The organism is Marinobacter sp. EVN1, assembly GCF_000475375.1.
Taxonomy (GTDB): domain Bacteria; phylum Pseudomonadota; class Gammaproteobacteria; order Pseudomonadales; family Oleiphilaceae; genus Marinobacter; species Marinobacter nauticus.
The window spans coordinates 211,510-223,199 of sequence record NZ_AXCB01000070.1; the positions used below are offsets into that span (position 1 = coordinate 211,510).

Annotated in this window: 8 protein-coding genes; 6 read left to right on the forward strand and 2 right to left on the reverse strand. The window is 57.2% G+C overall.

Annotation, left to right across the window (positions count from 1 at the left end; all coding sequences use genetic code 11):
- The first annotated feature begins 16 nt into the window (after positions 1 to 16).
- Both Q674_RS38220 and Q674_RS38225 read left to right on the forward strand, forming a co-directional pair.
- Positions 17 to 1,258 carry a mechanosensitive ion channel family protein gene (locus tag Q674_RS38220; RefSeq protein WP_014421076.1) on the forward strand — a complete coding sequence of 414 codons (1,242 nt, stop codon included), beginning with the start codon at positions 17 to 19 and terminating at the stop codon, positions 1,256 to 1,258.
- A complete protein-coding gene (locus Q674_RS38225; protein WP_023009890.1) occupies positions 1,255 to 2,043 on the forward strand; it encodes an S-methyl-5'-thioinosine phosphorylase in 789 nt (262 codons plus the stop codon). Before Q674_RS38220 ends, Q674_RS38225 begins: the two co-directional genes overlap by 4 nt.
- On the opposite strand, the gene Q674_RS38230 is transcribed toward Q674_RS38225, so the two are convergent.
- On the reverse strand, positions 2,024 to 2,818 hold the full coding sequence (locus Q674_RS38230; RefSeq protein ID WP_023009891.1) for a CsiV family protein: 795 nt from the start codon (positions 2,816 to 2,818) through the stop codon (positions 2,024 to 2,026). The two genes, Q674_RS38225 and Q674_RS38230, sit on opposite strands and share 20 nt — an antisense overlap.
- Before the next feature lie 29 nt (positions 2,819 to 2,847).
- Positions 2,848 to 6,369, reverse strand: a complete 3,522-nt coding sequence (mfd, locus tag Q674_RS38235) for a transcription-repair coupling factor (protein WP_023009892.1) — start codon at positions 6,367 to 6,369, stop codon at positions 2,848 to 2,850.
- Between the two features lie 237 nt (positions 6,370 to 6,606).
- On the opposite strand from mfd, the gene Q674_RS38240 reads away from it, so the two are divergent.
- The 4 genes from Q674_RS38240 to Q674_RS38255 all read left to right on the forward strand — a co-directional run bounded on the left by Q674_RS38240 (position 6,607) and on the right by Q674_RS38255 (position 11,689).
- A complete protein-coding gene (locus Q674_RS38240) occupies positions 6,607 to 8,010 on the forward strand; it encodes a glyceraldehyde-3-phosphate dehydrogenase (protein WP_413540203.1) in 1,404 nt (467 codons plus the stop codon).
- A 323-nt stretch (positions 8,011 to 8,333) separates the two neighbouring features.
- The gene (locus Q674_RS38245; protein ID WP_014421081.1) at positions 8,334 to 9,680 is read left to right on the forward strand and encodes a Na(+)-translocating NADH-quinone reductase subunit A; all 1,347 of its coding nucleotides are present in this window, start codon (positions 8,334 to 8,336) and stop codon (positions 9,678 to 9,680) included.
- Positions 9,681 to 9,684: 4 nt separating this feature from the next.
- The gene (locus Q674_RS38250; protein WP_011785404.1) at positions 9,685 to 10,893 is read left to right on the forward strand and encodes an NADH:ubiquinone reductase (Na(+)-transporting) subunit B; all 1,209 of its coding nucleotides are present in this window, start codon (positions 9,685 to 9,687) and stop codon (positions 10,891 to 10,893) included.
- Positions 10,886 to 11,689: a Na(+)-translocating NADH-quinone reductase subunit C gene (locus Q674_RS38255; RefSeq protein ID WP_022991580.1), complete on the forward strand. Its 804-nt coding sequence runs from the start codon at positions 10,886 to 10,888 to the stop codon at positions 11,687 to 11,689. Before Q674_RS38250 ends, Q674_RS38255 begins: the two co-directional genes overlap by 8 nt.
- Position 11,690 lies beyond the last annotated feature (1 nt).

Genomic DNA, 11,690 nt, shown 5'->3' on the forward strand with positions numbered 1-11,690 from the left:
AATTCAGAGGGACAGGATGATTGGCGAAGTTTTGGGTGTACTGAATGGCTGGATAGAGCAGTTCGGGTTGCTGTCTGAGGGTTGGCGGGCCGGTGTGCTCGTCTTCCTGCTCGTGCTGGGTACGGCGGCGGTTGCCTACATTGCCAGTCATGTGATTTCTGCGCTGGAGCGCAAATTCGCCAGCACTCATAACCTGTGGGACGATGCTATTCTGCACGCGGTCCGTCGGCCTGTCGTGGCTTTCGTATGGCTCCAGGGGGTGTATTGGGCTGCCGAAGTGGCACACCATTTTTCCGAGGCTGAGGTCTTCAAGGCCAACGGAACGTTGCTTCAGATCGGTTTTGTCTGGGTGGTGGTCTGGTTTTTTATCCGGCTGATCAAACAGTTCGAGAACATCCTCACCTCTCCGATCAAGATGCGCAAGCCGATGGATTACACCACGGTCAATGCCATCAGCAAGCTGTCGCGAGCGGTCGTGATTATTACCGCCGCGCTGACCGCCCTGCAAACCCTGGGCTTCAGTATTTCAGGCGTGCTGGCATTTGGTGGTGTCGGGGGCATCGCGGTTGGTTTTGCCGCGAAAGATCTCCTGGCGAACTTTTTCGGTGGGTTCATTATCCATTTGGACCGTCCGTTCAAGGTGGGGGATTGGGTTCGATCCCCGGATCGGAGCATTGAGGGTACGGTTGAGCATATCGGATGGCGACTGACCACCATTCGCACCTTCGACAAGCGCCCGCTTTATGTCCCCAATGCGGCGTTTACCACTATTGCAGTGGAAAACCCATCACGTATGACCAATCGCCGGATCTACGAGACCATCGGCATTCGCTATGCCGACGTGCATTCCATGAAAACCATCGTGGACGAAATCCGGGAGATGCTGAAGAATCATGAAGAGATTGATGCCAACGAGACCTTGATTGTTAATTTTCTGGCATTCAATTCATCGTCACTGGATATCATGGTGTACACCTTTACCAAAACCACCCAGTGGGTGCGTTTCCATGAGGTGAAGGAAGATGTGTTACTGAAAATCAGTGACATCATCGAAAACCATGGTGCCGAGGTGGCCTTCCCGACGCGCACGCTGCATCTGCCGGATGGGGTGCGGGTAGACGGGCGTGATTCCTCAAAACGTGAGGACTCAAACGACAAGTCCTCGGACAAGGATGCTGATTCCGGAAAATCCGGAAAAAACATCGATCATGATGGCGGTTACGGTGAAGCCGATTCAGATTCCGGAGACGGGGAATGACAGTAACGAATGACAATGTACCGGTAGGCATTATCGGTGGTACGGGGCTGACCAGCCTGAGCAATATCCAGATCACCGGAGAAGAGACCGTGACAACTGCGTGGGGTGAGCCCTCCTCCACGCTGGTGCGGGGGCAACTGGGTGATCAGCCTGTTATCTTTCTGGCGCGTCATGGTAACCCGCACCGCATTCCGCCCCATCAGGTCAATTACCGGGCCAACATTCAGGCGTTGCATGATGCCGGCGCTCGGGTGCTGGTGGGAGTAAACGCGGTTGGTGGCATACATGCCAATATGGGGCCGGCCCACATCGTGATCCCGGATCAACTGATCGACTACACCTGGGGCCGGGCCAGCACTTTCTTCGAAGGCGAGCTGGAGGAAGTTACACACATTGATTTTACCTGGCCCTACGATCAGGAAGCGCGTCAGGTGTTGATTGATGCTGCTCGCGCGGCGTCGCTGTCATTTTCCGGGTTTGGCGTCTATGGCGCGACGCAGGGGCCCAGGCTGGAGACGGCGGCGGAAATCCGCAGGATGGAGCGGGATGGCTGTGACATCGTTGGTATGACCGGCATGCCCGAGGCAGTGCTGGCGGCAGAGCTGGGCTTGCGGTACGTCAGCCTCGGGCTGGTGGTGAACTGGGCTGCGGGTAAAACCGACCACATTATTACCATGGCCGAAATTGAAGAAGCGATTGCCCAGGGCATGTCCGGCGTTCGGCAGATTCTGGAGCGTTCAATGGCAAGTCTGGGGCAGCTTGCGCTTACCCCTCAATCTTCTTGAAGAAAACCAGGACGCCGACGGTGGGGGAGTCGATGAAGTGGATTTCCTCACTGCGCATCCGCCGCGTTTCACGAATCCAGGTCACCAGTTCTACTGGTGCCGGACGAAGTTGGTAAGCGGTACCGGTGCCTTCTGATGCTGAACCACCGGTTTCGCTATCAAGTGTATTGCCAGAGTTCTGATCGGAAAACTCCGCAACCGCTTCGGTCTGAGGCGGTGTTTCAGGCTCTGCCGGCACAGCCTCGGGATCGTCGCTGACGGCCCAGTGGTTAAGCTGCACATTAACGTGCAAGTAGCGTTGGCGGTCAATGGTGATCTGGCCTTCCACCGCTCGTTGGCCAGACTCGGCCAGCCAGTCACCGATTGCGACACGCAGAGGTTCGCCCTCGTAGTCGGGCGGAAAAGCTTCATACCAGCCGGCACTCGCCAGTACCCGGTAGTTACCGCTTCGCTCGAGCCGGTTGGCCGCCTCGCCCAGGTGCAGTTGGTTGCGGGGTACCAGGTTGAGTTCGGTTACCCGCTCCCCGGATTCCTGCTCCACCCAAAGGGTTTTGCCGGCCTCTTCGACAGGTTCCACCGACTTGTTCGCCATCTGCTCTTCAATGCCGGCCGGGTCCACCAGACGCTGTAAAATCACCAGCTCTGCCCGGTAGTAGTCGTTCGGGACATTGCCTGAAGCGCCCTGGGCCCAAAGGGTAGCCGGTGTGAATGCAACTGAGGCGAACAGCGCCGCACTGGCCAGGGTTTGCCGGGAGCATAAAATGTGAGCTTGCAAGGGCGTTACTCCACCTGAATCCTTTTTTATCACGATGCTTTTGCCGGGGCCTTGCCGGGCGCCAGTTCTTCGAGCATCGCTGCGATGGCGTCGAGTTTACCATCGGTTGAGTCATCATTCAGCCGGAAGCGAAAGCTGTTGGCGCCTTCGAGCCGGTATCGATCCGGAGCGGATTGCACTTTTTTAACCAGTTCGAGAGGGTCGACCGGTGTCGTTGCCCCGAACTCAAGCCGCACCCATTCCTTACCGGCATCCACTTTCACGATGCCTAGAGTCTCTGCCTGCAAACGTAGCTGTGCCTGGCGCATGAGGTTCTTGGCCGGGGCTGGTAATAATCCGAAGCGGTCAATCATCTCAACCTGAAGTTCTTTTAATGCCTCACGATCCTTCACGCTGGCAATGCGCTTGTACAGCATCAGGCGGTTGTGGACATCTGGCAGGTAGTCGTCCGGAATCAGGGCCGGAATGCGCAGGTTCATCTCGGTGCCGTGGCTGAGAGGCAATTCGGCGTTGGGCGTGCGGCCGTCGCGAATCGCTTTTACGGCTTCGTCCAGCAGCTGCATGTAGAGGGTAAAGCCGATGCTTTCGATCTGACCGCTCTGTTCTTCACCCAGCAGCTCGCCAGCGCCCCGGATTTCCAGGTCGTGGGTGGCCAGCATGAAGCCGGCGCCCAGGTCCTGGGATTCGGAAATCGCATCCAGCCGCTTCCTGGCATCGGCGGAAATGGCCTTTGGCGGTGGTGTCAGCAGATAGGCGTACGCCTGGTGATGAGACCTGCCCACGCGGCCCCGAAGCTGGTGCAGCTGCGCCAGGCCAAATTTGTCTGCCCGTTCAATAATAATGGTGTTGGCGCTGGGGATGTCGATGCCGGTTTCCACAATAGTGGTGCACACCAGTACGTTGAAACGCTTGTGGTAGAAATCCGACATGATCTGTTCCAGCTGGCGCTCGCGCATCTGACCATGCGCCACACCCACCCGCGCCTCGGGAATCAGCTTGCGCAGATCTTCCGCGGTTTTCTCGATGGTGGCGACATCGTTGTGCAGGAAATAGACCTGACCGCCCCGCAGGATTTCCCGGAGAATAGCTTCTTTCACCATGGCGTCGTCGCGCTGGCGCACAAAGGTTTTCACCGACAGCCGGCGGGCTGGTGGGGTGGCGATAATGGACAGGTCGCGCAGGTGGCCCATGGCCATGTTCAGGGTTCTGGGAATCGGTGTGGCGGTGAGGGTCAGCATATCCACCTCGGCCCGCAGGGATTTCAGTTTTTCCTTCTGCTGAACGCCAAACCGGTGTTCTTCGTCGATAATCACCAGCCCCAGATTCTTGAAGTTGATATCGCCTTGCAGAAGCTTGTGGGTGCCAATGACGATATCTGCCTTGCCTTCCTCTATGGCAGTGATGGCCTTGCTGGTCTGGCTGCCGCTGCGGAAGCGACTCAGAAGCTCTACAGTTACCGGCGTATCCGAGAACCGGTCACGGAACGACTCGTAATGTTGCTGGGCCAGAAGAGTAGTGGGTACCAGCACGGCCACCTGTTTGCCAGACCAGGTGGCCAGAAAAGCCGCGCGCATGGCGACTTCGGTTTTACCGAAGCCGACATCGCCGCATACCAGCCGGTCCATCGGGCGTTCGCTGGTCATATCCTCGAACACCGATTCGATGGCCACCTGCTGGTCCGGCGTCTCCTCAAACGGGAAGCCGGCGGCAAAGGCTCGATAGGCCTCTTTCGGGTCTTCAAACTGGAAGCCTTTCCGGGCTTCCCGGCGGGCGTAAACATCCAGCAGTTCTGCGGCGGTGTCGCGGATTTTTTCCAGCGCTTTTTGCTTGGCGTTGCTCCAGCGTTCCGTTCCAAGCTTGTGGAGTGGTGCATGTTCCTCATCGGTGCCGGCGTAACGGGAAATCAGGTGCAGGCTGGACACCGGTACATAGAGTTTGGAGCCCCCGGCGTATTCCAGGGTCAGGAATTCGTCGGATTGGCCGCCGGCGGTGAGTGTCTCCAGCCCCTTGTAGCGCCCCACGCCATGGTCGATATGCACGACCGGTGCGCCAATTCTCAGTTCAGACAGGTCCCGGTATCCGGCATCGTCGGTTTCGGTTGGTTTCTGGCGCCGGCGACGCTGTAGCACCCGCTCGCCAAACAACGCCGTTTCGGTAATCAGTGCCAGATTCTGGCCGGGCAACACCATGCCCTGTTCCAGTGGGGCAATGGTGATGGCCAGAGTGGTGCTCTCGTTTTCGAGGAATTCCGACCAGTTCTGCACGGTTGACAGCTTGAGCTTGTGATCGGCCAGGTTGTCAATCAGCGCCTCCCGGCGCCCGGACGATTCAGCACAGATCAGGATGCGCCCGTGGAACTCCTGGATAAACCGTTTGAGGCGCCCAGCCGGATCAGCGGCGCGCCCGTCCATGGCGACATCCGGGAGAGATTCGGTACCGCAGTTGCTGGCGCCCGCGCCGTCTTCGGCCTGACTGCTGCAGGTAATGCGGGGGTAGTGTTTGAGTTGCCCGAACACTTCATCCGGCTGCAGAAACAGCTCGGATGGGGGCAGAATAGGGCGCAGGCGATCGTGACGGCGGTCTTCGTAACGGGCCCGGGTTTCCGCATCAAAGGCATTGACGGCATCATTGAGACCGTTGGCGGTGAATACCAGGGTGCTGCCCGGCAGATAATCAAACAGCGTGGCGGTTTCATCGAAAAACAGTGGAAGATAGTACTCAATGCCAGGCGGTGTGATGCCGTGGGTAACATCCTGGTAAACCGGCGCGTCTTTGTCGGCATTGGGGAAATATTCAAACCAGCGATTGCGAAAGCCTGAGCGGGCTTCCTTGTGCCAGGGAAATTCGTTGGCTGGCAGAAGTTCGATGCTTTCGGTTTTATCGATGGATCTCTGGGTTTCCGGGTCAAAGGTCCGGAGGGTTTCGATTTCGTCATCGAAAAGATCAATGCGGTAGGGCAGGTTAGAGCCCATGGGGTAAATGTCGAGGATGGCCCCCCGTACCGCATACTCGCCGTGTTCATACACGTTGTCGGTATGATGATAACCGGCTGCCTCCAGTTGCATTCGCCAGCTGTCGATATCCAGGGTCTGGCCCACTTCCAGTAGCAGGGTATTGCCCTGCAGATAGCTCGGGGGGGCAAGCCGGTGCATCAGCGTGCGCGCCGGAACTACCAGAATGCCGTGGCGTGTGCCGGGTAGCCGGTGCAGGGAGCGAATCCGCCTCGAGGTAATGTCCTGGTGTGGCGAAAACAGATCGTAGGGCAGTGTTTCCCAGTCGGGGAGCGACAAAAGCTCAATGCGATCGGAGGAAACGGTGGCGCCGTCTTCATCCGTGGGCAGCCCCAGGAAAAACCGGATGGATTGCTCCAGCTGGATGGCTTCGCTAGTACTTTGGGTGATGACCAGTGTCAGACCTTTATGGGCGCGGGCGCTCTCGCAGATGGCCAGGGCGTCGGCACAGCCATTCAGTTGCCCCCATTTTCTGTGGTCGGCAGCCTTTTCAGGGGCAGCGGGGGCGATAAGCGGGGCGTGGGCCTGGCCTTTGGTCATGGGGCAAGCGTTCTCCTGAATAAATGCATCATTTGCCGGGGCGGCGCTATTCTATCGCCCGGTTGTGACAGTGTCATGGTCGGGGCAGACAAACGGCTATTTGCCGTATCGCCTTTTAAGTTGGATAATGTGCGCCCCAAATTATTTCCAGTGCTATACGAGGTTCCAACCGTGAGTCACGAACAGATCAACCAGCACCTGTCCAACTGGACTGATCGGGAGTCTACCGCAGAAGCGATGATCCCGTTGATCGGCCGCCTTTACCGTAAAAACAACGTTGTTACGTCCGTATACGGCCGTGCGATCATCAACCAGTCTGTTATCGATATCATCCGCGCCCATCGTTTTGTGCGTCAGGTTGAGGACAGCGAGCTGTCTGTTCACGATACGCTGCCCATTCTCGAGGCGATGGACAAGCTGGAGCTTGGCCGCGCTCACGTGGATATTGGCAAGCTGGCGGTCAAATTCAAGGCAGAGGGCGGTGACCTCACCGAGTTCCTGAAACAGGAAATCGGCCCGGTGGTTGGCAAGTACGCCGAAGAGGCGGCCAAGGATGCCAAGGAAGAAACCAAGGATGTGGTGCTTTACGGCTTTGGCCGGATCGGCCGACTGCTGGCGCGGATCCTGGTTGAAAAGGCCGGTGGCGGCAACAACCTGCGCCTGCGTGCGATCGTTGTTCGCCAGGGTGGTGCTGACAACGATCTGGAGAAGCGTGCCAGCCTGCTGCGTCGTGACTCCGTGCATGGTCCTTTCGATGGCACCATCATGGTCGATGCCGAGAACTCTGCGCTGATCGCCAACGGCAACTTTATCAAGGTGATCTACTCCGATGGCCCGGACAAGGTGGACTACACCGAGTACGGCATCAACAACGCCATCGTGGTCGACAACACCGGTAAGTGGCGCGATGAAGCGGGCCTGGGCCTGCATCTGAAGTCCAAGGGTGTCAGTCGCGTGATTCTGACTGCGCCGGGCAAGGGCGACATCAAGAACATCGTTTATGGCATCAACAACGACTGGATCACCGACGAAGACAAGATCCTGTCTGCTGCTTCCTGTACCACCAACGCCATCACTCCGGTACTGAAGGCCATCAATGACGAGTACGGTATTGAGGATGGCCACGTTGAAACCGTTCACTCCTACACCAACGACCAGAACCTGATCGACAACTACCACAAAGGCAGTCGTCGTGGCCGCAGCGCCCCGTTGAACATGGTTATTACCGAAACCGGCGCGGCCAAAGCCGTTGCCAAAGCACTGCCGGAGCTGAAAGGCAAGCTGAGCGGTAATGCTATCCGGGTGCCGACACCGAACGTGTCCATGGCGATCCTGAATCTGAACCTGAAAAGCGATGTGGATGCCGAGCAGGTAAACGAATATCTGCGCGATATGGCGCTTCACTCCGAGCTGCAGAAGCAGATCGACTTTGTGAACTCTCCGGAAGTGGTTTCCACCGATTTCGTGGGCTCCCGCCATGCCGGTATCGTCGATGCCCAGGCTACCATCGCCAATGGCAAGCGTTTGATCCTGTACGTGTGGTACGACAACGAATTCGGCTACAGCGCCCAGGTTGTGCGTTGTGTGAACCAGATGGCCGGCGTAACCTATCCGATCTTCCCGAAGCGCGCCCGCGACTAAAGTCGTAGGCCGGTCTCGGCAGTTGATTGGCAGAAAGCCCCGGTAGCGCCAGCTGCCGGGGTTTTTTGTTACTTTGGCCGTACAAAACCATTTTTGTTACCGGTGGAAATAGGTTTCCTTAATCTCTATAATTGGCGCGATTTTGGGTATGTCTGGCACCCCGTTTCTCATCTTTTCCTGCGTCAAATGGCAAACAGCAGCAACTGCTATGGCATTTGAATCTCAAGGTGCAGCCGTTCGGCGCAATCCGGACAGGAAACCAGGGCCGCAGGGGCCGGGCGTTACAAATCCACAGAATAGTTTCTGATGATTGGATGAGGCTAATGATCAAGATCAAAAAAGGCCTGGATCTTCCCATCAGCGGCGCTCCCGAACAGACCATTACTGACGGCAAGCCGGTTCGCCACGTGGCGCTCATCGGTTTTGACTATCACGGCATGAAGCCGACGATGGCTGTGAAAGAGGGAGACCGTGTCAAGCGCGGTACGCTGCTGTTCACGGACAAGAAGACCGAAGGCGTTCGTTATACTTCCCCCGCTGCAGGCGTGGTGAAAGAAATCAATCGCGGTGAGCGTCGCGTTTTCCAGTCTGTCGTGATCGAAATTGATGGCGACGATGCGGAAACCTATGCCCGCTACAGCGATTCCGACCTCGCCGGCCTGGAACGCCAGCAGGTGGTTGATAACCTGGTAGAGTCTGGCCTGTGGACAGCTTTCCGTACGCGCCCCTACAGCAAGGTTCCTGAAATCGACTCTGCGCCGAATTCGATTTTTGTGTCTGTTATGGACACCAATCCGCTGGCGGCAGATCCCACCGTTATCATTGGCGAAAATAGCAAGGCTTTTGAAAAGGGCCTGACTATTATCTCCCGCCTCACCAACGGCAAAGTGTTTGTGACTGGCAAGCCCGGCTCTAACGTTGCCGTGCCCAAGGCTGACAATATTGAAGTGCACCAGTTTGATGGCGTGCATCCGGCAGGCAATGTCGGTACCCATATCCATCACCTGGATCCGGTATCGGCCAGCAAGACTGTCTGGTCTATTAACTACCAGGATGTGATCGATATCGCCAAGCTGTTCGAAACCGGTGAAGTGCCGGTCGAGCGCATTGTTGCTATTGGTGGCCCCAAGGCTGTGAAGCCGCGCCTGGTCCGTACCCGTCTGGGTGCCAGCCTGCCGGAACTTCTGGACGGGGAGGTTGCCACAGACTGTGAAGTCCGTGCCATCTCCGGTTCCGTGTTCGGTGGCCGTCGTGGTGATGGCCCCTGTGCCTACCTGGGGCGGTTCGCCAACCAGATTACTGTTCTGGAAGAACACAGCAAACGCGAGTTCATGGGCTGGTTGTCGCCGGGTCCCAACAAGTTCTCCGTGCTGAACATCTACCTGTCCAAGCTCAATCCCGGCAAGCTGTTCAACTTCACGACCACGACCAACGGTAGTGAGCGTGCGATGGTGCCGGTGGGTGCCTATGAACAGGTGATGCCTCTGGATATTCTGCCAACGCAGCTGCTGCGCTCTCTGATTGTGGGCGACACTGAAATGGCACAGAAACTGGGTGCCCTGGAGCTGGACGAAGAAGATCTGGCGCTGTGCACCTTCGTGTGCCCCGGCAAATATGAATACGGTCCGATTCTCCGTGAGAACCTGACCCGAATCGAGATCGAGGGCTAATACGATGGCAATCCGACAGTTTCTCGATGGAATCGAGCACCACTTTGAAAAAGGCGGCAAGTACGAGCGCTGGTACGCACTGTACGAAGCCGTTGATACCATTTTCTATTCGCCTGCGAGCGTGACCAAAACCACCGCTCATGTGCGTGACGGCATAGACCTCAAGCGCATCATGATCACGGTGTGGCTGTGTACGTTCCCGGCCATGTTCTTCGGCATGTGGAACATTGGCTTCCAGGCCAACAACTTCCTGGCTTCCAACCCGGATGCGATGATTGCCGACGGTGGACTGCGTGAGGCATTCATTACCGCACTGGCGGTAACCGGAGCCGGCGCTGGCTTGTGGGATAACTTCGTGTATGGCATGGCTTATTTCGTGCCCATTTACGCGGTTACCTTTATTGTAGGTGGCTTCTGGGAAGTCCTGTTCGCGACCGTGCGCAAGCACGAGGTGAACGAAGGTTTCTTCGTCACTTCCGTTCTGTTCGCGCTGATCTGCCCGCCGACCATCCCGCTCTGGCAGGTGGCGCTGGGTATCACCTTCGGTGTGGTTATCGGTAAGGAAGTGTTCGGCGGTACCGGCAAGAACTTCCTGAACCCGGCACTGACCGGCCGTGCTTTCCTGTACTTCGCTTATCCGGCACAGATCTCTGGCGATACCGTCTGGACGGCGGTAGACGGCTTCAGTGGCGCTACGGCCCTGAGCTGGGCTGCCTCTGGTGGCCTCGAAGCACTGGAAGCCCAGATTGGCTGGATGAACGCTTTTGTGGGCACCATTCAGGGCTCCATGGGTGAAACTTCCACTATCGCCATTCTGATTGGTGGTCTGATCCTGCTGGCCATGAAGATCGCCTCCTACCGGATTGTCGGTGGTGTGCTGATCGGCATGATCGGTATGTCGCTGCTGCTGAATCTTATCGGTTCAGAAACCAATCCGATGTTCGGCGTACCGGCACACTGGCACCTGGTTATGGGCGGCTTTGCCTTCGGTATGATGTTCATGGCAACGGATCCGGTATCTGCCGCCATGACCAACACCGGTCGCTGGTGCTTCGGCATCCTGGTGGGCGTGATGACGGTGCTGATCCGTGTGATCAACCCGGCCTTCCCGGAAGGCATCATGCTGGCGATCCTGTTCGCTAACCTGTTTGCGCCGCTGATGGACCACTACGTGGTTCAGGCCAACATCAAACGGAGGCTTGCTCGTGGCTAAAGCAAAAGATACCGTCTCCAGAACCCTGATGGTGGCGTTGGTACTGAGTATTGTGTTCTCGGTTGTGGTTTCCACGGCTGCGGTCATGCTCCGTCCCGCGCAGATCCAGAACCAGAATCTGGACATCAAAACCAACATCCTTTCTGCCGCCGGCATGCTTGAGCCAGGCTCAACCGCGCAGGACATTGAAGAGACGTTTGCACGCTTCGATGTCCGCCTGGTCGACCTGGACAAGGGCGATTTTGTAGAGCCGTCTGCTGTGGGTGTTCAGGATCCCATGAAGTACGACATGTACAAGGCTGCTTCCGATCCGGAGATGTCGACCAACATCCCGTCGTCTGAAGACAAAGCTGGCATCAAGCGTCGTCCGAACGTTGCCAAGGTCTACACCCTGAGCGAGAACGGCGAGCTGGTTCGTGTGGTGCTTCCGATTCACGGCTACGGTCTGTGGTCTACCCTGTACGGCTTCGTTTCCCTTGAAGGTGACCTCAACACTATTGAAGGTTTGGGTTTCTACGCCCACGCGGAAACGCCGGGCCTGGGTGGTGAAGTTGATAACCCGCGCTGGAAACAGCAGTGGGTAGGCAAGGAACTCTACAGTGACGATCCGACCGAACCTCAGATCCGTCTGGTGAAAGGTGGAGTCAGCGCCGATGCCAAGGACAAGGAACACAAGATTGACGCGCTCTCTGGTGCCACACTGACCAGTCGTGGTGTCGAGCAGCTCGTGAACTACTGGATGGGTGAGCGCGGCTTCGCCCCGTTCCTGAAAAAACTTCGTGAAGGGGAGGTCTGAT

What these genes read in the sequence shown, in the direction of transcription:
- Q674_RS38220 (WP_014421076.1), top strand. Translation starts at nt 17, where the DNA reads ATGATTGGCGAAGTTTTGGGTGTACTGAATGGCTGGATAGAGCAGTTC.
- Q674_RS38225 (WP_023009890.1), top strand. Translation starts at nt 1,255, where the DNA reads ATGACAGTAACGAATGACAATGTACCGGTAGGCATTATCGGTGGTACG.
- mfd (WP_023009892.1), bottom strand. Translation starts at nt 6,369, where the DNA reads ATGACCAAAGGCCAGGCCCACGCCCCGCTTATCGCCCCCGCTGCCCCT.
- Q674_RS38240 (WP_413540203.1), top strand. Translation starts at nt 6,607, where the DNA reads ATGATCCCGTTGATCGGCCGCCTTTACCGTAAAAACAACGTTGTTACG.
- Q674_RS38245 (WP_014421081.1), top strand. Translation starts at nt 8,334, where the DNA reads ATGATCAAGATCAAAAAAGGCCTGGATCTTCCCATCAGCGGCGCTCCC.
- Q674_RS38250 (WP_011785404.1), top strand. Translation starts at nt 9,685, where the DNA reads ATGGCAATCCGACAGTTTCTCGATGGAATCGAGCACCACTTTGAAAAA.